This window comes from Novosphingobium aquiterrae, from assembly GCF_042434435.1.
Taxonomy (GTDB): Bacteria; Pseudomonadota; Alphaproteobacteria; order Sphingomonadales; family Sphingomonadaceae; genus Novosphingobium; species Novosphingobium aquiterrae.
In genome coordinates this window covers 198,430-218,192 of the sequence record NZ_JBHLTL010000001.1, presented here as the reverse complement: position 1 = coordinate 218,192, position 19,763 = coordinate 198,430, and the positions used below count along the sequence as shown (strand labels likewise).

Here is a 19,763-nt window from a genome sequence, read left to right as displayed (position 1 = left end):
CTAAATCAGCCCCTTGGCTTTCAGGCTGACATGGCCTTCCTTGCCGATGATCACGTGATCGTGGACGACGATGCCCAGCAGCCGGCCCGCCTCGGCAATGCGATTGGTGATCTGGATGTCGGCGCGGCTTGGTTCGGGCGAGCCGGAGGGGTGATTATGGACCAGGATCAGCGCGCTGGCCCCCAGATCGAGCGCCTTCTTGACCACCTCGCGCGGGTGGATCGCAGCCTCGTCGATCGAACCGTCGGTCAGCAGGTGGTCGAGGATCAGGCGGTTGCGCACGTCGAGATAGAGGATACGCACCCGCTCGTGGTTGAGATGCGCCATGTCGATCGTCAGGTAATCGATAAGCGCCTGCCACGATCCGAGCAGCGGCTGTTCCTGCACTGCGGTCCGCGCCAGGCGGCGCATGCCCAGCGCAACGATCTTGATCGCCGCGGCGCTGGTTTCGCCCATGCCGGGGTGGTTGGCCAGCGCCCTAGCGTCGGCGTTGAACACGCCCGCCAGGGAACCGAAACGCGCGAGCAGGCTTTTTGATAGAGGCTTCACATCGCGGCGGGGGATGGCCGTCATCAAAAGGTATTCAATCAGCTCGTGATCGGCCAGCGCACCTTCGCCGCCTTCCAGCAGGCGCTGCCTGAGCCTGGCGCGGTGCCCGGCGCCGTCGTGCTGCGCTTCGGACGTGGTATCAGTCACTTCGTCCCTCCGGCTGGTCCGGCCTTCCTTGCCTTTCGCCGGCCGAACGCGCAAGGGTAAGGCGATGTCCGACGAATACGGCGAACCAGCGGACGTGGCAGGCGATGCGCCGGCGCCGCGCCGGCGACCGAGAGCCAGGCTTGTGCTGGGTCTGGTGGCCGGCGTTGCCATAGCTGCGCTCGCCGTGGTGTGGTGGCAGCGCACCTCGATCGCCAATCGCATCATTGCCGGTCAGCTCAGCGATCTTGGCCTGCCCGCGACCTACAAGATCCAGTCGATCGGCACCCGGCGTCAAGTCCTGACCGACATCGTCATCGGCGATCCGGCGCACCCCGACATGACGGTGGAGAAGGCCATCGTCGCGATCACCCCGCGCTTCGGCATCCCGACGCTGGATACGGTAACGCTGATCCGCCCGCGGCTTTACGGCACTTTCAAGGATGCCAAGGCCAGTTTTGGCGCGCTCGACAAGGTGCTGTTCCGCAACACCGGCAAGCCGCCGTCGATCCCCGACCTCAACCTGACGCTGATCGATGGGCGCGCGCGGCTGGACAGCGATTACGGAATCATCGGGGTCAAGACCGAGGGGCAGGGCAACTTGCGCGACGGCTTCTCCGGGATCCTCGCCGTGGTCGCGCCGCGGCTGGCGCTGGGCGGGTGCAGCGCCGACAAGGCCAGCGCCTATGGCGCAATCAAGGTCAGCGGCGCTGCGCCGCATTTCGCCGGACCTCTGCGCTTCGCCGCGTTGAATTGCCCGCAGCAAGGCATCGCGGTACGGCAGGCGGCAACGCAGCTGGTGCTCGATACGACCGACCAGTTCGACCGCTTTTCGGGCACCTATGACGCCGTTACCCAGGCGCTGTCGGCGGCGGGAGTCCGCGCTGCGGCGGCCACCGGCAAGGGCGACTTCACTTTCGCCAAGGGCGATCTGGTCGCCAGCTATAACCTCGCCACCCGCAACGTGCAGACTCAGTACGGCGCGGCGGGAGCGCTTGGCGCCAAGGGCATCGTGCGCAGCGGTGACCGCTTTGCCCGGCTAGAAAGCGAAGGCGAAATCAGCGGCAGCGCCATACGGCCGAACCAGGCACTCGATCAGGCGCTGGCCGATGCCGAGCGGGCAGGCAAGGACACGCTGATCGCCCCGGTCGCGGCGCAGATGCGCGCTGCGTTGGCGCGTGAAGGACAGGCCAGCGCGCTGTCTGCCAGCTTCCTGCTGCGCCAGACCGGCGCGCTGACCAGTCTGTCGGTGCCGCAGGCGCGGCTGCGCGGCACCAGCGGCGCCGATATCCTTGCGCTGTCGCGCCTGCAGCTGAACGCGGGGGGACGGGGCGGTGCGCGCTTTGCCGGCAATTTGCTGACCGGCGGGGCAGGGCTGCCGCGGATCGAGGGGCGGATCGAATCGCAGGGCAATGGCACAACGCTCGCGCGCTTCGCGATGCAGGAATACCGCGCTGGCGATACCCGCATCGCCTTGCCGCAATTTGCCCTGGTGATGCGCCCCGGCGGCGCAATCGGTTTTGCCGGTCAGGCCCAGGTCACCGGCCGCCTGCCTGGCGGGATCGCGCAGAACCTGACGCTGCCGATCGACGGCTCCTGGTCGCGCCAGCAGGGTCTGGCGGTATGGCGCAAGTGTGCCCAGGTGCGCTTCGATCGCTTTTCGATCAATGACCTCAGCCTTGAAAAGCGCGACATCACCTTGTGTCCGGGACCGGGCCAGGCGATGTTGCGCAGCGATGGCCGCGGCACGCGGTTTGCGGCGGGGGCAACGTCGCTCAGGCTTAGCGGCAAGCTGGGAACAACGCCGATTCGCCTCAACAGCGGCGCGGTCGGGTTTGCCTGGCCCGGCGCGGTCAACGCCCGCGCGATCGACGTCTCGCTAGGCCCGCTCGACCAGGCCACCGCGCTTCGGATCGATACGCTGAAAGGCGTGCTGGGCACCGTCAGCAGCGGCACCTTTGCCGGCACCGACTTCAAGCTGGCCAATGTCCCGCTCGACATCTTCAATGCCGCCGGCCGCTGGCGTTTTGGCGGCGGCGATCTGGCACTGGATGGCACATCGTTCCGGCTCGAGGATCGCGAAGTCGATGACCGGTTCCGCCCGTTGATCGCCCGCGATGCCACGTTGACCCTGCACAGCACGACCTTCAAGGCCAATGCGGTACTGCGTGAACCCAAGAGCGACCGCCACGTCGTCACCGCCAGTATCGTCCACGATCTCGATACCGAACGCGGCTTTGCCGACCTCGATGTGCCGGGCATCCTGTTCGACCGCAACCTGCAACCGACAACACTGACCGCGTTGGCCTTGGGTGTCATCGCCAATGCGCAGGGGACGGTCGCCGGCACCGGACGGATCGACTGGCAAAGCGGCAAGGTTACCAGCACCGGACGCTTCCACACTGACAAGCTCGACTTCGCCGCCGCCTTCGGCCCGGTCAAGGGTACTTCGGGCACAGTCGTCTTCAACGATCTTCTCGGCCTGACCACCGCCCCGGACCAGCGGCTCAAGTTCGCCTCGATCAATCCGGGGATCGAAGCGAACGATGGCGAGCTGTCGTTTCAGCTGGAGGCAGAGCGCAATCTGGTAATCAATGGCGCAACCTGGCCGTTCCTCGACGGCACGCTGCGCCTGCGGCCGACACGCCTGACCTTTGGTACGGCCAATGTGCGACGCTTCACGCTGGAAGTCGAAGGGATCGAGGCCGCCCGCTTTATCGAGCGGATGGGGCTGGCCAATATTTCGGCGCGGGGCGTCTTCGACGGGGCGCTCCCGCTGGTTTTCGATGAGAACGGCGGGCGGATCGAAGGCGGCATGCTGGTGTCGCGTCCGCCCGGCGGCAACGTCTCCTATGTTGGCGAGCTGACCTACAAGGACCTTGGCACAATGGCCAATTTCGCGTTTCAGACGCTGCGGTCGATCGATTACCGGCGGATGCAGATCGCCATGGACGGCGAACTGGAAGGCGAACTGGTCACCCGCGTGCGCTTCGACGGGGTGACGCAGGGCACCGGCGCCAAGCGCAACATCATCACCAAACAATTCGCCAAATTGCCGATCCAGTTCAACGTCAACATTCGTGCACCATTCCAGAAACTGGTCGGCACGTTCCGCTCGCTTTACGATACCAAGGCGCTGCGCGATCCGCGCGAGCTGGGTCTGATCGACAAGGACGGCAAGGCACTGACCCCGTCGGTCGCCAACCCGGCACCCGAAAAAGCGCCCGTTATTCAGCCTTCAGACAGCAGGGATAAGCCATGACAGCCCACGAATTGACCAACCGCGCCTTGGCTGCGAGAACTGCCGCGATGCAGGGAACGCAAACTTGGAACCGGAGGTCGGCCCAGCGGGCAGCCCATTGGACGGGTCTGGCTGCGCTGGGGGTGGTGATGGGCGGCGCGCTCGCGCTCGGTGGATGTGTTTCGGTCAATGCACCGGACAAGCCGATCGTGATCGAGCTCAACATCAACATCAAGCAGGAAGTCATCTATCGGCTCGCGGCAGACGCCGGGAACACGATCGACGAGAACAAAGACATCTTCTGATGGAGTACGTGAACATGAAGGCCCGTTTGAACCGCTTTTCGCACCGACCGCTGGCGCTGGCCGCCGGCGGGGCCGCGCTTGCGTTCCTGATGGTCACCGCTCCCGCTTCGGCGCAGCAGCGCGATCCGGCCTATGCCGCCGCACGCGCATCGGGGCAGGTAGGCGAGAAGACCGACGGTTACCTTGGCTTCCCCGCCGCGCCGAGTGCCGAAGTGCGTCACATGGCCGAAGACCTCAATATCAAGCGCAAGGCGGTCTACGCGCAAAAGGCCCAGGCCAACAACGCCACGGTCGAGGAATATGCCTTTACCGCGGGCTGCCTGGCGATTGCGCGCACGGTTCCGGGGGAGAAGTATCAGGCCCCTGACGGTTCATGGCAGACCCGCGGTGCCGGCGCCCCGCTGCGCGACAATCGCTGTCCGTAAGGCGCCGATGATCCGATAGCATTCGGGCCCCGTCGCACGCGCCGTGCGGCGGGGCCTTTTGCTGGCTGGTTGCAGTGCAGCAAAGTCACCCTCACAGCGGTTGACTCAGGTGCCGGGACTGCTAAGGGGGCGGCGCCTTAGGCGGGCAGCCGTTGCCCGTGCCTCGCGTTCCCGTTAGGAGCATGGCATGAGCGACGAGCAGCCAGCCCGAGACCCCATCGGCGAAGACGCGCGAATCGACGCGCTCGAAGCGCGGTTAAAAGCCGCACGCGAGCGGGAAGAGCAACGCAACAAGCCGCACGGGACCGTGGAATCCGACGCCAATTACAGCGCCGGAAACAAGGTTCTGGCGGAACTGCTGGGGGGTATCGGCGGCGGAGCGTTCATCGGCTGGGTCATCGACCGATTTGCCGGAACGTCGCCCTGGGGTCTGCTGGTGGTGATGGCCCTTGGGATCATCGTTGCCTTCAGAAGCATCATCCGGATGTCGCAAACGCCAAAGTAGGGGCGAAGCGGCATCGAAACCGAGTGAAGAGGCACGTCGCGTGGCAGCCGAAGGCGCAAAAGTCGATCCGATGCACCAGTTCACGATCGAGCCGATGTTCGGCACCGGTCACTGGGAAATCGCGGGCTACAACATCGCTTTCACCAATTCCGCGCTGTGGATGGCGCTGACGGCGGGCGTATTGCTGCTGTTCGTCGCCGGCGGAATGAAGCGCGAGCTGGTCCCGGGCCGCTGGCAGATGGCGGTCGAAGGCTTTACCGGCTTCATCGACAACCTGCTTGCCGCCAATATCGGCCCGGCCGGCAAGAAGTATGTGCCCTACATCTTCTCGCTGTTCATGTTCATCCTGTTTGCCAACCTGCTCGGGCTGCTGCCCTTGATGCTCGTTGGCGTTCACCCTTTCACCCCGACCAGCCACTTCACTGTGACCGGTGTCCTTGCCGTCATGTCGTTCGCGATCGTCCTGATCGTCGGTTTCTGGCGGCACGGCTTGCACTTCTTCAGCCTGTTCGTGCCCCACGGCACGCCGATCTGGCTGATGTGGTTGATCCCTGTGATCGAACTGATTTCGTTCCTGGTGCGTCCCTTCAGCCTGGCGCTGCGACTGTTCGTTGCGATGATGGCCGGCCACGTCCTGCTTGAGGTGCTGTCCAGCTTCGTTATCGGCAGCGCCAATTCCGGGCCGCTGTGGGGCAGCATCGTCGGTGTGCCCAGCTTCCTGTTGATGGTCGCGATCTGCGCGCTTGAGCTGCTGGTCGCCGGGATCCAGGCCTACGTCTTCGCGCTGCTCACGTCGCTGTACCTGAACGACGCCGAGAACCTTCACTAAGTTTTCTATCCAACCACCCGAATTTTACGAGAAAGAGGAGTTTTTGACATGGAACCTGCAAGCGCCAAGCTGATCGGTGCTGGTCTCGCTGCCATCGGCGCCGGCATGGCCGCCATCGGCGTGGGTAACGTCTTCGGTTCGTTTCTGGAAAGCGCGCTGCGCAACCCGGGTGCTGCCGACGGCCAGCAGGGCCGCCTGTTCATCGGCTTCGCCGCCGCGGAACTTCTCGGCCTGCTCGCGTTCGTCGTCGCGATGATCCTGATCTTCGTCGCCTGAGCGCGAGCGAAGCCCAAGCGATCGATTGACTGGCTTGTCCCCGCCCATCGCGGCGGGGGCTCGCCCGACACAGAACCGGACGTCCGATGCCTCAAATTTCGCAGCTTGCCGCGACTTACAGCAGCCAAGTCTTCTGGTTGCTGATCTTCTTCGGCTTCATCTTCTTCGTCATCGGCCGGGGCATGGTCCCCAAGGTGATGGCGACGGTTGAAGCACGCGACAAGCAGATCGCCGACGATCTGGCCGCGGCCGATGCCGCCCGGACCGCCGCCGATGCCGAAGAGGCTGCCTGGCGGACCCAGGAAAACGCGCGCCGCGCCGAAGCCCAGGCGGTTATCGCCAAGGCCAAGGCCGACGCCGCCGCCGCCGGGGAAAAGCGGCTGGCCAAGGCCGGAGCCAAGGTCGACGCCCGCCTGGCCGAAGCTGACGCACGGATTTCCGCCGCTCGCCAGAACGCCTTGGGCGAACTGGAAAAGGTTGCGTCCGAAGCCGCCGGCGCGATCGTTTCGCGCGTTGCCGGCCTGACGGTCGATGCCAAGGCGGCCAGTGCCGCGGTCAAGGAGGCGCTTCATGGTTGATCTGAACCTCCTCGCCGCCGCTGCCGAGCATGGCGGCGAGCATGAGCTTTCGGCGCTGGGCCTGACCCCCGGCATGTGGGTCGCACTGTCGATGGCGGTGCTGATCGGCATCATGGTGTGGAAGCGGGTGCCCTCACTGGTTACCTCGGGCCTCGACAACTCGATTGCCGAAATCCGCAAGCAGCTTGACGAGGCCAAGGCGCTGCGCGCCGAGGCTGAGGCGCTGCGCAAGGAATATGCCGACAAGATCGCCGGTGCCGAAAAGGACGCCGCGGGCATGATCGAGCACGCCCGGCACGAGGCCGAGGCGATTGTCGCCAAGGCCGAAGCCGATACGACCGCGCTGATCGCCCGCCGCGAAAAGATGGCCGAAGACAAGATCGCCGCCGCCGAACGCGGCGCAGTCGACGAATTGCGTGCCCGGGCAGCGCAGGCTGCAGCGGCCGCCGCGCACAAACTGATTGCCGAAAATCACGGCGCCGATGCCGACAAGGCGCTGGTCGATCAGGCCATCGCCGGCATCTGAGCAGATTTAGCGAGCTTGGAGAGGGGGAAGGGGCGGTCCAAAGGGCCGCCCTTCTTCGTTCAGGTGCCCGGTTCCAGAACCACCTTGCCGACGATCTCGCGCCGGTCCATCGCTTCGAAGGCCTCGCGCCAGCGGCTGAGCGGCAGGACGCGGTCGATGTGGGGATTGAGGCGGCCATCGGCGGCAAGGGTCAGCACCGCCTCGCGGATCGCCTTGCCGCGTTCGGGAAAGCGGCGGGCATATTCCCCGGCGCGCACCCCGACTACCGAAAAGCCCTTGATCAGCGGGATGTTGGTCGAAATCTCGGCAATCCGCCCGCCGGCAAAGCCGATCACCAGCAGCTTGCCGCCAAAGGCGACGCAGCGGGTGCTCTCGTCGAAGACGTCGCCGCCGACCGGATCGTAGACCAGGTCGCACAGCGCACCCCCGGTCAGGTCAGCGACCGCATCGCGAAACCGGCCCTGGGCCAGGATCACCGCGTCGGCATCGCTGACCCGGCGCAGCGCCTCGACCTTGGACGGCGAACCGGTCGTGGCGATGACATGGGCGCCCAGCCGCTTGGCCAGTTCGACCGCGGCCAGTCCAACCCCGCCGCTGGCGCCGTGAATCAGCACCCATTGCCCGGCCTGAAGACCGCCGATCTCGACCAGGCCGGTATATGCCGTGCCATAGGCCGCGCCGAGTGCCGCCGCGGCCGGGAAGCCGATCCCGTGCGGCATCCGCGTCAGTGCGCGGGCCGGGACCACGGCGTATTCGGCAAAGGCGCCGGTCTTGTTGCCGCCATAGACCTGGTCGCCGGGGGTGAAGCCGCTGTCGGGATCGGCTGCGACCACTTCTCCGGCAAATTCGAGCCCGGACACGAACGGCGGCTCGGGTTTGAACTGGTATTCACCGCGGGTCATCAGCAGGTCGGGGAAGTTGAGCGAAGCGGCACGGACCTTGACCAGCACCTCGCCGGCCGCGCGCTGCGGCATCGGCAGATCCGCCAGGGCCATGCCCGAAAGGTCGGGGCTCAGCGAAGCAACGACAAGGGCTTTCATGGCGGTCAAAACGTGTCCTTTGCCGCACGCAGCGCCGCGAAGGTCGCTTCGGCATCGCCGCCGCCCCAGCGCGCCTGCAACGCGGAATCATCGGCGCGCAGGAACGGATTGGTCGCCAGCTCGCGCGCCAGCGATGTCGGCACGGTCGGGCGGCCGTCAGCGCGGGCAGCGACGATCTGCGCGGCATAGGCCGCCAGTTCGGCATTGTCGGGATCGGCATGGAGCGCGAAGCGGGCGTTCGACGCGGTATATTCATGCGCGCAGTACAGCAGCGTAGCGGCGGGCAGGGCCTTGATCCGGCTAAGGCTGGCCCAGAACTGGCTTGGCGTGCCTTCGAACATTCGCCCACAGCCCAGCGCGAATACAGAATCGCCGACGAAGGCCAGTTCGGCATCGGGCAGGTGATAGGCAATGTGGCCCAGGGTGTGCCCGCCGACATCGATCACCGCTGCATCCCATTCGCCCAGCATCACGGCATCGCCGTGGCTGACCACCCGGTCGGGCGCGGTGCCCAGCTTCTCGACCTCGGCCGGACCGACCACCAGGCAGCCGGTGGCGGCCTTGATCGCGGCATTCCCGCCAGCGTGATCGGGGTGCCAGTGAGTGTTCCAGATCTGGGTGATCTGCCACCCTTTGGCGGCCGCCTGGCGCAGGTACTCCTCGCCGTCGGGGGTATCGATGCAGGTCGTCTCGCCGCTGGCCGGGTCGTGGACCAGGTAGCCATAGTTATCCGACAGGCAGGGGAACTGGTGGATTTCAAGCATGGAAGTCTCCTGCCGGCATTAGACACCAGATTGTCCCCGCAGTGCAAAGCAAAAGCCCGCCCGGATCGCTCCGGACGGGCCTTTTGATAAGCTAGCCTTGCGGCAGCGTGGAAGGATCAGTCCTTCTTTGCCTTCAGCGCGGCACCCAGGATGTCGCCCAGCGAAGCGCCGGCATCGGACGAACCGTACTGTTCGACCGCTTCCTTCTCTTCGTGCATCTGGCGGGCCTTGACCGAGAAGTTCGGCTTCTTCGAACGATCGAAGCCGATGACCATGGCGTCCAGCTTCTGCCCGACCTGGAAGCGGTCGGGGCGCTGTTCGTCGCGGTCGCGGCCAAGGTCGGTGCGCTTGATGAAGCCGGTGGCGCCATCGTCGCCGGCCTGCACTTCCAGGCCGCCATCGCGGACTTCGAGTACGGTGACGGTGACAACGTCGTTCTTCTTCAGGCCGCTCGAAGCAGCGGCAACGCCGGCTGCCGGGGCGCCCTTTTCAAGCTGCTTCATGCCCAGGCTGATGCGCTCCTTCTCGACATCGACGTCGAGAACGATGGCCGAAACCTGCTCGCCCTTGCGGTGCAGCGCCAGAGCGTCCTCGCCCGAGATGCCCCAGGCGATGTCCGACATGTGAACCATGCCGTCGACGTCGCCATCCAGCCCGATGAACAGGCCGAACTCGGTGGCGTTCTTGACTTCGCCCTCGACGTTCGAACCGACCGGGTGCTTCTCGGCGAAGGCTTCCCACGGGTTCTGCTGGGCCTGCTTGAGGCCAAGCGAAATGCGGCGCTTGTCGCTGTCGACCTCGAGCACCAGCACGTCGACTTCCTGGCTGGTCGAAACGATCTTGCCGGGGTGGACGTTCTTCTTGGTCCACGACATTTCCGACACGTGGACCAGGCCTTCGATGCCCGCTTCCAGTTCGACGAAAGCGCCGTATTCGGTGATGTTGGTGACCACGCCGCGCAGCTTGGCGCCGACCGGGTACTTGGCGGCAACGCCTTCCCACGGATCCGATTCCAGCTGCTTCATGCCCAGGCTGATGCGCTGGGTATCCTGGTTGATGCGGATGATCTGGACCTTGACGGTGTCACCGATGTTGATGACCTCGTTCGGGTGGTTGACCCGCTTGTAGCTCATGTCGGTGACGTGGAGCAGGCCGTCGATCCCGCCGAGGTCGACGAAGGCGCCGTAGTCGGTGATGTTCTTGACGACGCCGTCGATGATCTGGCCTTCGGCCAGGCCCGAGATCAGGCCCGAACGCTGTTCGGCGCGGGTTTCTTCGAGCACGGCGCGGCGCGAGACCACGATGTTACCGCGGCGGCGATCCATCTTGAGGATCTGGAACGGCTGCGGAATATCCATCAGCGGCTGCACGTCGCGGACCGGGCGGATATCGACCTGCGAGCCGGGCAGGAAGGCCACAGCACCGTCAAGGTCGACGGTGAAGCCGCCCTTGACGCGGCCAAAGATCACGCCATCGACGCGCTTGCCTTCGCCGAATTCGCTTTCGAGCTTGTCCCAGGCGGCTTCGCGGCGGGCGCGGTCACGGCTGAGCATGGCTTCGCCATCGGCGTTTTCGACGCGGTCGACGAAGACTTCGACTTCGTCACCGACCGAAAGCCCGTGGGGCTGGCCGGGCATGGCGAATTCCTTGAGCGCGACGCGCCCTTCGCTCTTCAGGCCAACGTCGATGACGGCCTTGTCGTTTTCGATGGCGGTGATGGTGCCCTTGACGACGCGGCCTTCAAAGCCGCCGTCGGCGGCGCCGCCGAGCGATTCGTCGAGGAGAGCCGCGAAATCATCGCGGGTGGGGTTGGCAGTAGATGCCATAGGGTTGAGTTTCCTCAGTATCGATGTTTCCGGCCAGGCGGTTGTTTCCGCCGGTCTTTCCTCCGCGCCGGGACCATCCCGGGTGCGGGCCAAAAGGGCCGATCTGCCACGCCGGCCGGATGCCGCGCGCAGCGCCCCGCGAACGGGACCGGCGGCCCCTAGGCGAAGGCCCGTTCAAATGCAAGGAAATTGGCGCTGCGCGCGGGCCGGGTAATAGGGCGTGCCGCGCCTTCGCTCGCGCCGATCTCGACCCGCGACCGGCCCTTGGCCTTGGCCAGGAACAGGGCCAGTTCAGCCCGCCTGACGGTGTTGTCGGTCGATCGCCCGATCTCCGTCACGCCGCAGCTGGCCGTCAGTGCGCAATCGAGCGAGCCGTGTCCCAATGCCGCGATGGTCTCGATCACCGGCTCGCACACTTCGCGCGCGCTGAGCGGATCGATCTGCGGCATCAGCACGGCAAAGCGTTCACCGCCAAGCCGCGAAAGGATGTCGTCCGTCCGCGTCATATTGCCCAGCAGATCGGCAAATCCGCGCAGCAAGGCGTCCCCGGCGCTGTGGCCGTAATGCATGTTGAGCGTCATGAAGTGATCGAGATCGAACAAAGCCAGGCACCCCTCGGCGCCGTTGGCGATCAGGTGATCGAGCATGGCGGTAAAGGCGACGCGGTTGGTCAGCCGGGTCAGCGGATCGGTCAATTCGGCGGTGAACAGCCGGTCCTCCAGCGTCTTGCGCTCGGTCACGCTGCGCATAACGCAAAGCACGCCATAGGCATTGCCGGCACGGTCGCAGAGCTGCCCCATGCGGATCTGGAACCAGCCCCCGGCCATGGCCGGAAATTCCAGCCACAGCGCCGCCGCGCGGCCGTTCAGCGCGGCGCAGTGTTCCACCATGATGGCATCGGCGTGGACGCCTGCAACCAGATCGCGCAGATGCGGTCCGAACAGCAGACTGGGCAGGTTTACGCCGAGCCCGGCCAGCGCGGGGGTTGCGGATACGATGAAGCCGCGCGCATCGCACTTAAAGATGATGTCGTCCGAATTGTCCGCAAGCAGCCCGTAGAGCGCCGAACGCTCCAGCAACGTGAAATCCACATGCATGTCAGTTTTCGCCCCCTGAAACCGCCTTCACGCAGGGGCCCTTACCCCTGTGCAGGGGCCCGTACGCATCCAGCAGTCACGTCCTTGCCGTGTCCCTTTTGCCTTCGCTCCGGTGTTAGTCAGATTAGTTAACTGGACTAAATAAACACTGGAATAACAATGTGTTAACTATGATTCTTGATTCGGCAAAGCGGTTTCTGCGTGCGGTGAGGCGACGCTCAGAGTTCGAGCATGATTCGCACTTTGGTGATGTCGATTTGCATCACATCGGCGATCTGCTGGCGGGCCTGGGCGATCACCGCGCGCAGCTGGGCGCTCCCGCTGCTGCCGGCCAGTTCGGCTTGATCGAGCGCGAACATGCCGGCCAGCGCGCTCATGTGCCCGGCGGTCGGCTTGGCGCGGCCCTGTTCCCAGGCCCAGACCGTCGGCTTGCTGACGCCCAGCTGGTCTGCGATCGCGGCCAGGGTCAGCCTGCGCTCCTTGCGCAGCCGGTGCAGCCGCGCGGCAAAGGTTTCGCTTTCGTCCCCGGCCAGCGCCGCCGGGCCCGGCGGCATGGCGCGCAGTTCGATCGCACTCAGCGCTGCGGCAGAGATCGGATTGTCGAACCGGCACCCGTGAAACGCGCCGTCGCTCCACACCACGCGCGCGGCCTGGACGCCGGCCTCTGGCAAGTCGACCTCGATCATTTCGTCGGGAGCAAGGGCAACGGCGGTTTCGAGCAGCAGGCCGGACGCAGAGACGTTGTGCAGGGTGACCTCGCCGAATTCGCCCGCAGCGCTTTCGCCGGCGGTTTCCAGCAGCAGGCGGCGGCGCTGGGCGCGGTTCTTTGCGGATTCAGACTTGGTCGGTTCGAAATGGGCGGCAACGGCCATTGGCGGGGGGCTCCTTGGAAACCCCCGCGTGGTCAGGGCGGCGTAGTTAAGGTTTGGTTGAGAGCGCGGGCTGCTTGCGACGAGCGGCACTGTCCGTGTGGCGGGCTGCTAACCGCGATACCGCATGGCCACGTCGCACCGCTCATAACGCGCGCCATAGTCCGCCATGATCCCGGCGTCGTGATGGAAGCCAAGTTTTTCGTAGAGATGAATCGCGGCGGCACATTTGCGATTGGTCAGCAGATAGAGCGGATCTGCACCCATGGCCTCGGCCCGCTCGATCACTGCAGCCAGCAGGAATTCCCCGGCCTTCAGCCCGCGAGCAGTTTCGCGCACACCCATCTTGGTCAGTTCGACACTGGTCGCGCCGGTTTTCTGCAAGGCGCAGGCGCCGACCACGCCCATACCTTCGGCTTCGACAAACAGGATCGCGCCGCCCGGTTCGATGATCTTCGCACGTGGGTTCTGCAATACCTCGCGGTCAGTCTGTTCGAGCTGGAACATCGCCTCGATCCACTCGGCATTGATGTCATGAAAATGCTGGGCAAGGCTGTCGTCGAATTCGACGATGGACAAGGTGGGCATCGGCTCGGTCATTTTGGCAGCCTATTGCGCCAGGCGCGCTTCGGCCAGTGCAATTGCACGGGCAATTGCGGCTTCGCGGCCAAGGTCCGAGGTGTCGAGCAAGATCGCGTCCGGCGCGGCGACCAGCGGGGCCTGGGCGCGCGAGCGGTCGCGCGCGTCGCGGCGTTCGAGGTCGGCCGATACCTCGGCCAGGGAAACGCTGCGGCCTTGCTGCTGCATTTCGGCAAAACGCCGCTCGGCGCGGGCCGGGACCGAGGCGACCACGAACAGCTTCACCTCGGCCTCGGGCGCGATCACCGTGCCGATGTCGCGCCCGTCGAGCACCGCGCCGCCGGGCTGCAGGGCAAAGGCGCGCTGGCGTTCGAACAGCGCCTTGCGCACGCCGGGATGGATCGAAACCTGGCTGGCGAAGCCGCCGCTGACTTCGCTGCGCAGCTCCGGATCGGCAAGCAGGCTGTCAGGGAAGCTGCAGGCAGCCAGCGCGTCGCTCGGATCGTCGGCATTGCCGCCGCTCAGCGCGCACTGTCGCCCGACCGCGCGATACAGCAGCCCGGTATCAAGGTGCGGCAGGCCGAAATGCGCAGCGAGCGCCTTGGCGATGGTGCCCTTGCCCGAGGCGGTCGGTCCATCAACGGCGATGATCATGGCGCGGGCCTGCGCAGCCGTGCACGCAGCGCGGCGATCAGACCGGCCAGCGCGATCAGCGCCCAGGCTGCTTCCAGGACGAACGCAGCAAGATTGAAATGCACCGACAGCGAAATAAGCAGCAACACCGCGCCGATCAGGTTGACCAGATTGAACCACAGCTTGTCGAACCGTGCCGAGACGTTGGCATAGGCGAAGGCGCCGATAAACAGGGCGCTGCCGAACAGGCCGACAAGGGTGGGCCAGTCGAAGGTCATCCCGCCAGGCTTTCGAGCAATGCTTCGAACACCGGGAAGCTGGTGGCGATCGGGCGGGTATCGTCGACGTCCACGCCGTCGCGGCTGGCGATCCCGGCAATCGCCATGGCCATCGCGATGCGGTGATCGAGGTGGGTAGTGACAGGGCCGCCGCCCGGGAGCGGGTCGCCGGCGGTGCCGACAACGGTCAAGCCGTCAGCGGTCTCGGTCACCTGTGCACCCGCAGCCGTCAGCGCTGCTGCCATGGCGGAGAGTCGATCACTTTCCTTGACTCGCAATTCGTCGAGGCCACTGGTGACCGTTGTCCCCTCGGCCAGCGCGGCGGCAACGAACAGCACGGGAAATTCGTCGATCATGCTCGGTGCGACGGCCGGATCGACTTCGATGCCTTTGAGCGGCGAGTGTTTGACAAGCAGGTCGGCGACCGGCTCGCCGCCAACCTCGCGGCGGTTCACCTCTTCGATACTTCCGCCCATCAGGCGCAGCACTTCGACGATTCCGGCGCGGGTCGGGTTGAGGCCGACGTTTTCGATCAGCACCTCGCTGCCCGGTACGATCAGCGCGGCAACGATAAAGAACGCGGCGGAGGAGGGATCGCCCGGAACCTCGATCACTTGCGGCTTGAGCTCGGCCTCGCCGCGGATGCGGATCACGCGTTCGCCGTTCACCGCCTCGACGGTCAGCTCGGCACCGAAGCCGCGCAGCATCCGCTCGCTGTGGTCGCGTGTCGGCACGGGTTCGATCACCGTGGTGATCCCCGGGGTATTGAGGCCCGCCAGCAGGATCGCGCTTTTGACCTGGGCGCTGGCCACCGGCAGACGGTATTCAATCGGCACGCCGGGCAGGGCGCCGCGCACGGTCAGGGGCAGGCGGCCCCCGTCGCTCGCCTCGAACGCCGCGCCCATCTGGCTCAGCGGGTCGATCACCCGGCCCATCGGACGCTTCGACAGGCTGGCATCGCCGACGAAGGTCGCGGAAATCGGATGGCTGGCAACCAGTCCCATCAGCAACCGGGTCGACGTGCCCGAATTGCCCATGTCGAGCGGCGCTTGCGGCTGCAGCAGCGCTCCGACGCCCACGCCGTGGACCGACCATTCGCCTTCGCCAATCCGCTCGACCGAAGCGCCCATCGCCCGCATCGCGGCGGCTGTGGCCAGCACGTCTTCGCCTTCGAGCAGGCCGGTCACCCGCGTCTCGCCCACGGCCAGCGCGCCCAGCATGATCGAGCGGTGGCTGATCGACTTGTCGCCCGGCACGCGGATCGTGCCTTTCAGCGGCCCCGCAGGAAGGAAGCGGCGCGGGCGCATGGCGGTGGGATCGGCGCTGGACACTGTGGGGCGGGCTTTCGCTGCAAGGGGGCAAGAAATGCGCGCGGCTTTTGACAGCGGGCAGACACTATGGCAAGGCGCGCCCGCGCCGGGACTGGCACTCTGGCCTCCCAATACGTATTTAGCAGTTTTCCGTTGCCCGTTTCCGCGGCGACGCATGTGAGGATTTCTATGGTCAAGGCTGAATGGGGCGCCAAGCATGGCTGCCCGAAGTGCGGCACCCGTTTTTACGATCTGGGCAAGGACGATCCGGTCACTTGCATCGAATGCGGCTATGCCTGGCATCCGGAACCGGTGCTCAAGTCGAAGCAGCCGATTCCCTATGAGGAAATCCAGAAGGAGAAGGTCGAAGTGGTCGAGGATGTCGATCTGGCCGAAGCCGATCTGGACATCGACGAGGACGGCGATTCGCCTGACAACGACGTCGATCTGGGCGGCGATGACGACCTTGGCGTCGGGCTCGACGGCGACGATAGCAACGACGACGTCTGAGGCAAAAATACCCTTGCCAAGCCGGTAGGCCGCCACTAGAGGGGCGGCCTTCCCGGCCGCAAGGTCGGATTTGGCGGGCCTCCCAGGGCTTGCCGGATGAATGGTACGGGGCCTTAGCTCAGCTGGGAGAGCGCCTGCATGGCATGCAGGAGGTCAGCGGTTCGATCCCGCTAGGCTCCACCATTCGTTCGTGAATTGAGTACTTGAGCGGCAAGCTGGTCGGCGAGGTTTCGCCCACCGGCTTTTTTCGCGTTTCGGAGTTTACGGGCCCATGTTCGACACACTTTCAGACCGGCTCGGCAGCGTCTTCGACAAGCTGCGCGGTCGCGGTGCGCTGAACGAACAGGACGTGCGCGACGCCATGCGCGAGGTGCGCATTGCGCTGCTCGAGGCCGATGTCGCGCTGCCGGTGGTCCGCCGCTTCATCGATAGCGTCACCGAACAGGCGGTCGGCCAGTCGGTGCTGCGTTCGGTCACCCCGGGCCAGCAGGTCGTCAAGATCGTCAACGACGCGCTGGTGGATATGCTCGGCGGCGAGGACGTCCCCGGGCTCGACCTAAACGCCGCGCCGCCGGTGGTGATCCTGATGGTCGGCCTGCAGGGTTCGGGCAAGACCACCAGCACGGCCAAGCTGGCCAAGCTGCTCAAGGAAAAGCAGGGCAAGAAGGTGCTGATGGCGTCGCTCGACGTCAATCGCCCCGCGGCGCAGGAACAGCTGCGGGTGCTGGGCGAACAGGTCAGCGTCGCCACCCTGCCGATCATCGAGGGCCAGCAGCCGACCGAGATCGCTACCCGTGCGCTGCAGTCGGCCAGGCTCCAGGCAATCGACGTGCTGCTGCTCGATACCGCCGGCCGGCTCCACGTCGACCAGGCGCTGATGGACGAGATGAAGGCGGTCGCCGCGATCGCCACTCCGCGCGAAACGCTGCTGGTGGTCGATTCGCTGACTGGCCAGGACGCGGTCAACGTCGCGCAGAGCTTTGCCGGCCAGGTCGACCTGACCGGCGTGATCCTGACCCGGATGGACGGCGATGCCCGCGGCGGCGCGGCGCTGTCGATGCGTCACGTCACCGGCAAGCCGATCAAGTTTGCCGGGACCGGCGAAAAGCTCGACGCGATCGAGCCGTTCCAGCCGAGCCGGGTTGCCGGGCGGATCCTCGGCATGGGCGATGTCGTCTCGATCGTCGAGAAGGCTGCCGCCGCGATCGAGCAGGAAGATGCCGAGCGCATGGCCGAGCGCATGGCGAAAGGTCAGTTCGACATGAACGACCTGCGCCAGCAGCTGCGCCAGATGCAGAAGATGGGCGGCCTTGGCGCGCTGGCCGGAATGATGCCGGGCATGAAGAAGGCCAAGGCGGCGATGCAGCAGTCGGGCATGGACGACCGGGTGCTGCTGCGCATGGACGCGATCATCGGATCGATGACCCCCAAGGAACGGACCAAGCCCGACCTGCTCAACGCCAAGCGCAAGATCCGCATCGCCAACGGTTCTGGCGTCCAGGTCCAGGACGTCAACAAGCTGCTCAAGATGCACCAGGAAATGGAGCGCGCGATGAAGCAGATCAAGAAGATGGGCGGGCTCAAGGGGCTGGGCGCGCTGTTCGGCAAGGGCGGCCTTGGCGCCGCCATGCCGGGGTTGCCGCAGGGGCCCGGCGGCGGCTTGCCTGGCCTGGGCGGCGGAATGCCGTCCAATCTCAACGATATTCTCAAGAAATAGCAATTAATCCAGTTCGATAGAAAGGTAGTTCAAATGTCTGTTTCCCTTCGTCTTTCGCGTGGCGGTTCCAAGAAGCGCCCGTATTACAAGGTCGTCGTTTCCAACAGCCGCGCCCCGCGCGACGGCAAGTATCTGGAGCAGGTTGGCACCTACAACCCGCTGCTTGCCAAGGATGACGACAACCGCGTTCGTCTGGTCGAAGACCGCGTCCGCTATTGGCTGGGCGTCGGTGCACAGCCGACCGACCGCGTTGCCCGCATTCTCGACAAGGCCGGGATCAAGGAACGCGCTGCGACCGTGAACCCCAAGAAGGCCGAACCGGGCAAGAAGGCCAAGGACCGCGCCGAGGAAAAGGCCGAAAAGGCCGCCGCTGCTGAAGAAGCCGCCAAGGAGGCTGCTGCCGCTCCCGCCGTTGAAGAAACGCCGGTCGTCGAAGACGCACCTGTTGCTGAAGAACCTGCTGTGGCTGAAGAGGCGCCTGCCGCTGAAGCCGTTGCTGAAGAAGCGCCCGCTGCCGAAGCCACTGCCGATGAAGCTCCGGCTGCCGAAGCCAATGTCGCGACGCCTGACGCAGACGCCGGCGATGCCGCAGAAGTCGCTGGCGAAAGCGCTCAGGACGCGGCTGAGGGCTAAGCCTTGGCTACCGATCGCCCCGTCACGCTGGCTGCCGTCATCGGCGCGCATGGCGTGACGGGCGAGGTTCGCCTGAAGATCTTCGCGGAAGGCGTGGAATCGCTCAGGCGGTTCCGCGCCTTCAACGATGCAGCGCTGACGGTCGAAAAGCTCAAGGACGATGGCAAGGGCGGGGCGATCGCCCGCTTCGCCGAAGTGCGCGACCGCACCGCCGCCGAAGCCTTGCGCGGCACGGCGCTGACGGTTCCGCGCAGCGCGCTGCCAGCCCTGGCTGATGGTGAATACTACCACGCCGACCTGATCGGTCTGCCAGCCGTCTCAAGCGAGGGCGCGGTGCTGGGCACCTGCGTGGCGGTAGAAAACTATGGCGCTGGCGACGTGCTGGAGATCGAGCGGCCGGCGGTTGACGGCAAGCCCGGCAGGCGCTTCATGGTGCCAATGCGCGTCGAAGCCGTGCCCGCCTGGGATGGCGAGCGCCTGGTCATCGCCGACGGCTGGGCCGAATAGCAGCTTGACAAGTGTCTACTGAATTGGTAGACAAATCGCGATGAACCGAGACGATCACCGATCGCTCACTTTGCCGGACAATCCGCTCTGGCAGGCCATCCTTTCCCATCCGATAGGTCCCGAAGACGCCGCGCTATCCTTTGCGCAGCGTCTTGCGCGTGAGAACGGCTGGTCGACTTCCTTCGCCGAACGGGTCATCGGCGAGTACAAGCGCTTCTGCTATCTGGCCGTTACGGCCGGCCATCCGGTGACGCCTTCGGACGCTGTCGACCAGGTGTGGCATCTGCACCTGACCTATTCCGCGGACTATTGGCAGGCATTCTGCCCCGATGTGCTGGGCAGGCCGCTGCACCACGGTCCGACTGCCGGGGGCAGTGCGGAGCAGGCACGCTACTTTGAACAATATGCGCAAACGTTGCGATCATACGAGCGCGTCTTCGGATCGCCGCCCGCCGATATCTGGCCAAGTGCCTATCAGCGGCTGATCGTCGATCCGCGCGCCCGTCGCGTCCATCCCCGGGAAGGCTGGATCATCGCGCGCCCCTTGTTTGTGGCCATTCTGCTCACGACGCTCATGATGGGTGTGGTGGCAGGCTGGGCCTTGTTCGGGAGACGTTGAATC

The 19,763-nt window shown here is 65.5% G+C and carries 22 protein-coding genes, 1 tRNA gene and 1 pseudogene; 14 read left to right on the top strand and 10 right to left on the bottom strand.

All coding sequences use genetic code 11. The features are described 5' to 3' along the window. A complete protein-coding gene (gene radC, locus ACFFF7_RS01180) occupies nucleotides 1–696 on the bottom strand; it encodes a RadC family protein (protein WP_379479533.1) in 696 nt (231 codons plus the stop codon). Between the two features lie 64 nt (nucleotides 697–760). Between radC and ACFFF7_RS01175 the strand changes: the two genes are divergently transcribed. The 8 genes from ACFFF7_RS01175 (at nucleotide 761) to ACFFF7_RS01140 (ending at nucleotide 7,378) form a co-directional block, all read left to right on the top strand. Continuing rightward, nucleotides 761–3,955 (top strand): intermembrane phospholipid transport protein YdbH family protein, encoded by a 3,195-nt coding sequence (locus tag ACFFF7_RS01175; RefSeq protein WP_379479532.1) that lies wholly within the window; start codon nucleotides 761–763, stop codon nucleotides 3,953–3,955. Next, complete coding sequence (locus ACFFF7_RS01170; RefSeq protein WP_379479531.1) at nucleotides 3,952–4,239, top strand: YnbE family lipoprotein; 288 nt, start codon at nucleotides 3,952–3,954, stop codon at nucleotides 4,237–4,239. Before ACFFF7_RS01175 ends, ACFFF7_RS01170 begins: the two co-directional genes overlap by 4 nt. A gap of 14 nt (nucleotides 4,240–4,253) precedes the next feature. Next, nucleotides 4,254–4,664, top strand: coding sequence for a YdbL family probable chaperone protein (locus tag ACFFF7_RS01165; RefSeq protein ID WP_379479530.1), 411 nt, complete (start codon nucleotides 4,254–4,256; stop codon nucleotides 4,662–4,664). A 187-nt stretch (nucleotides 4,665–4,851) separates the two neighbouring features. Beyond that, nucleotides 4,852–5,169 (top strand): AtpZ/AtpI family protein, encoded by a 318-nt coding sequence (locus ACFFF7_RS01160; RefSeq protein WP_379479529.1) that lies wholly within the window; start codon nucleotides 4,852–4,854, stop codon nucleotides 5,167–5,169. Nucleotides 5,170–5,209: 40 nt separating this feature from the next. Beyond that, the gene (locus tag ACFFF7_RS01155; RefSeq protein ID WP_379479528.1) at nucleotides 5,210–5,998 is read left to right on the top strand and encodes a F0F1 ATP synthase subunit A; all 789 of its coding nucleotides are present in this window, start codon (nucleotides 5,210–5,212) and stop codon (nucleotides 5,996–5,998) included. Between the two features lie 48 nt (nucleotides 5,999–6,046). Then, the gene (locus ACFFF7_RS01150) at nucleotides 6,047–6,274 is read left to right on the top strand and encodes a F0F1 ATP synthase subunit C (protein WP_379479527.1); all 228 of its coding nucleotides are present in this window, start codon (nucleotides 6,047–6,049) and stop codon (nucleotides 6,272–6,274) included. Between the two features lie 86 nt (nucleotides 6,275–6,360). After that, a complete protein-coding gene (locus ACFFF7_RS01145) occupies nucleotides 6,361–6,852 on the top strand; it encodes a F0F1 ATP synthase subunit B family protein (RefSeq protein ID WP_379479526.1) in 492 nt (163 codons plus the stop codon). Beyond that, complete coding sequence (locus ACFFF7_RS01140; protein WP_379479525.1) at nucleotides 6,845–7,378, top strand: F0F1 ATP synthase subunit B family protein; 534 nt, start codon at nucleotides 6,845–6,847, stop codon at nucleotides 7,376–7,378. Before ACFFF7_RS01145 ends, ACFFF7_RS01140 begins: the two co-directional genes overlap by 8 nt. A 59-nt stretch (nucleotides 7,379–7,437) precedes the next feature. Here ACFFF7_RS01140 and ACFFF7_RS01135 read toward each other — a convergent pair whose 3' ends face one another. The 9 genes from ACFFF7_RS01135 to aroA all read right to left on the bottom strand — a co-directional run bounded on the left by ACFFF7_RS01135 (nucleotide 7,438) and on the right by aroA (nucleotide 15,771). Next, complete coding sequence (locus ACFFF7_RS01135) at nucleotides 7,438–8,418, bottom strand: NADPH:quinone oxidoreductase family protein (RefSeq protein WP_379479524.1); 981 nt, start codon at nucleotides 8,416–8,418, stop codon at nucleotides 7,438–7,440. Nucleotides 8,419–8,423: 5 nt separating this feature from the next. Continuing rightward, on the bottom strand, nucleotides 8,424–9,182 hold the full coding sequence (gene gloB, locus ACFFF7_RS01130; protein WP_379479523.1) for a hydroxyacylglutathione hydrolase: 759 nt from the start codon (nucleotides 9,180–9,182) through the stop codon (nucleotides 8,424–8,426). A 116-nt stretch (nucleotides 9,183–9,298) separates the two neighbouring features. Then, complete coding sequence (rpsA, locus tag ACFFF7_RS01125; protein ID WP_379479522.1) at nucleotides 9,299–11,008, bottom strand: 30S ribosomal protein S1; 1,710 nt, start codon at nucleotides 11,006–11,008, stop codon at nucleotides 9,299–9,301. Between the two features lie 158 nt (nucleotides 11,009–11,166). Continuing rightward, nucleotides 11,167–12,105, bottom strand: coding sequence for a GGDEF domain-containing protein (locus tag ACFFF7_RS01120; RefSeq protein ID WP_379479521.1), 939 nt, complete (start codon nucleotides 12,103–12,105; stop codon nucleotides 11,167–11,169). Between the two features lie 218 nt (nucleotides 12,106–12,323). After that, nucleotides 12,324–12,977, bottom strand: coding sequence for a helix-turn-helix domain-containing protein (locus ACFFF7_RS01115; RefSeq protein ID WP_379479520.1), 654 nt, complete (start codon nucleotides 12,975–12,977; stop codon nucleotides 12,324–12,326). 108 nt (nucleotides 12,978–13,085) lie between these two features. Further along, entirely contained in the window at nucleotides 13,086–13,574 is a 489-nt protein-coding gene (locus ACFFF7_RS01110) for a GNAT family N-acetyltransferase (protein WP_379479519.1), read from the bottom strand. 9 nt (nucleotides 13,575–13,583) lie between these two features. After that, a complete protein-coding gene (locus ACFFF7_RS01105; RefSeq protein WP_379479518.1) occupies nucleotides 13,584–14,207 on the bottom strand; it encodes a (d)CMP kinase in 624 nt (207 codons plus the stop codon). Further along, nucleotides 14,204–14,464 carry a CBU_0592 family membrane protein gene (locus ACFFF7_RS01100; protein ID WP_379479517.1) on the bottom strand — a complete coding sequence of 87 codons (261 nt, stop codon included), beginning with the start codon at nucleotides 14,462–14,464 and terminating at the stop codon, nucleotides 14,204–14,206. Before ACFFF7_RS01100 ends, ACFFF7_RS01105 begins: the two co-directional genes overlap by 4 nt. Beyond that, entirely contained in the window at nucleotides 14,461–15,771 is a 1,311-nt protein-coding gene (gene aroA / locus ACFFF7_RS01095; RefSeq protein WP_379480444.1) for a 3-phosphoshikimate 1-carboxyvinyltransferase, read from the bottom strand. Before aroA ends, ACFFF7_RS01100 begins: the two co-directional genes overlap by 4 nt. A 192-nt stretch (nucleotides 15,772–15,963) precedes the next feature. Between aroA and ACFFF7_RS01090 the strand changes: the two genes are divergently transcribed. From ACFFF7_RS01090 to ACFFF7_RS01065, 6 genes and pseudogenes are all read left to right on the top strand, one after another. Beyond that, nucleotides 15,964–16,284 (top strand): TIGR02300 family protein, encoded by a 321-nt coding sequence (locus tag ACFFF7_RS01090; protein WP_379479516.1) that lies wholly within the window; start codon nucleotides 15,964–15,966, stop codon nucleotides 16,282–16,284. 107 nt (nucleotides 16,285–16,391) lie between these two features. Next, nucleotides 16,392–16,467 (top strand) — tRNA-Ala (locus ACFFF7_RS01085). Nucleotides 16,468–16,555: 88 nt separating this feature from the next. Next, on the top strand, nucleotides 16,556–18,001 hold the full coding sequence (ffh, locus tag ACFFF7_RS01080) for a signal recognition particle protein (RefSeq protein WP_379479515.1): 1,446 nt from the start codon (nucleotides 16,556–16,558) through the stop codon (nucleotides 17,999–18,001). Between the two features lie 33 nt (nucleotides 18,002–18,034). Further along, nucleotides 18,035–18,517: pseudogene (rpsP, locus tag ACFFF7_RS01075) on the top strand (30S ribosomal protein S16); the annotation flags it as partial. Between the two features lie 120 nt (nucleotides 18,518–18,637). Then, entirely contained in the window at nucleotides 18,638–19,141 is a 504-nt protein-coding gene (gene rimM / locus ACFFF7_RS01070; protein ID WP_379479514.1) for a ribosome maturation factor RimM, read from the top strand. Nucleotides 19,142–19,181: 40 nt separating this feature from the next. After that, entirely contained in the window at nucleotides 19,182–19,760 is a 579-nt protein-coding gene (locus ACFFF7_RS01065) for a glycine-rich domain-containing protein (protein WP_379479513.1), read from the top strand. The last annotated feature ends 3 nt before the right edge of the window (nucleotides 19,761–19,763 follow it).

What these genes read in the sequence shown, in the direction of transcription:
- ACFFF7_RS01175 (WP_379479532.1), top strand. Translation starts at nt 761, where the DNA reads ATGTCCGACGAATACGGCGAACCAGCGGACGTGGCAGGCGATGCGCCG.
- ACFFF7_RS01170 (WP_379479531.1), top strand. Translation starts at nt 3,952, where the DNA reads ATGACAGCCCACGAATTGACCAACCGCGCCTTGGCTGCGAGAACTGCC.
- ACFFF7_RS01165 (WP_379479530.1), top strand. Translation starts at nt 4,254, where the DNA reads ATGAAGGCCCGTTTGAACCGCTTTTCGCACCGACCGCTGGCGCTGGCC.
- ACFFF7_RS01160 (WP_379479529.1), top strand. Translation starts at nt 4,852, where the DNA reads ATGAGCGACGAGCAGCCAGCCCGAGACCCCATCGGCGAAGACGCGCGA.
- ACFFF7_RS01150 (WP_379479527.1), top strand. Translation starts at nt 6,047, where the DNA reads ATGGAACCTGCAAGCGCCAAGCTGATCGGTGCTGGTCTCGCTGCCATC.
- ACFFF7_RS01145 (WP_379479526.1), top strand. Translation starts at nt 6,361, where the DNA reads ATGCCTCAAATTTCGCAGCTTGCCGCGACTTACAGCAGCCAAGTCTTC.
- ACFFF7_RS01140 (WP_379479525.1), top strand. Translation starts at nt 6,845, where the DNA reads ATGGTTGATCTGAACCTCCTCGCCGCCGCTGCCGAGCATGGCGGCGAG.
- ACFFF7_RS01135 (WP_379479524.1), bottom strand. Translation starts at nt 8,418, where the DNA reads ATGAAAGCCCTTGTCGTTGCTTCGCTGAGCCCCGACCTTTCGGGCATG.
- gloB (WP_379479523.1), bottom strand. Translation starts at nt 9,182, where the DNA reads ATGCTTGAAATCCACCAGTTCCCCTGCCTGTCGGATAACTATGGCTAC.
- rpsA (WP_379479522.1), bottom strand. Translation starts at nt 11,008, where the DNA reads ATGGCATCTACTGCCAACCCCACCCGCGATGATTTCGCGGCTCTCCTC.
- ACFFF7_RS01120 (WP_379479521.1), bottom strand. Translation starts at nt 12,105, where the DNA reads ATGCATGTGGATTTCACGTTGCTGGAGCGTTCGGCGCTCTACGGGCTG.
- ACFFF7_RS01115 (WP_379479520.1), bottom strand. Translation starts at nt 12,977, where the DNA reads ATGGCCGTTGCCGCCCATTTCGAACCGACCAAGTCTGAATCCGCAAAG.
- ACFFF7_RS01110 (WP_379479519.1), bottom strand. Translation starts at nt 13,574, where the DNA reads ATGACCGAGCCGATGCCCACCTTGTCCATCGTCGAATTCGACGACAGC.
- ACFFF7_RS01105 (WP_379479518.1), bottom strand. Translation starts at nt 14,207, where the DNA reads ATGATCATCGCCGTTGATGGACCGACCGCCTCGGGCAAGGGCACCATC.
- ACFFF7_RS01100 (WP_379479517.1), bottom strand. Translation starts at nt 14,464, where the DNA reads ATGACCTTCGACTGGCCCACCCTTGTCGGCCTGTTCGGCAGCGCCCTG.
- aroA (WP_379480444.1), bottom strand. Translation starts at nt 15,771, where the DNA reads ATGCGCCCGCGCCGCTTCCTTCCTGCGGGGCCGCTGAAAGGCACGATC.
- ACFFF7_RS01090 (WP_379479516.1), top strand. Translation starts at nt 15,964, where the DNA reads ATGGTCAAGGCTGAATGGGGCGCCAAGCATGGCTGCCCGAAGTGCGGC.
- ffh (WP_379479515.1), top strand. Translation starts at nt 16,556, where the DNA reads ATGTTCGACACACTTTCAGACCGGCTCGGCAGCGTCTTCGACAAGCTG.
- ACFFF7_RS01065 (WP_379479513.1), top strand. Translation starts at nt 19,182, where the DNA reads ATGAACCGAGACGATCACCGATCGCTCACTTTGCCGGACAATCCGCTC.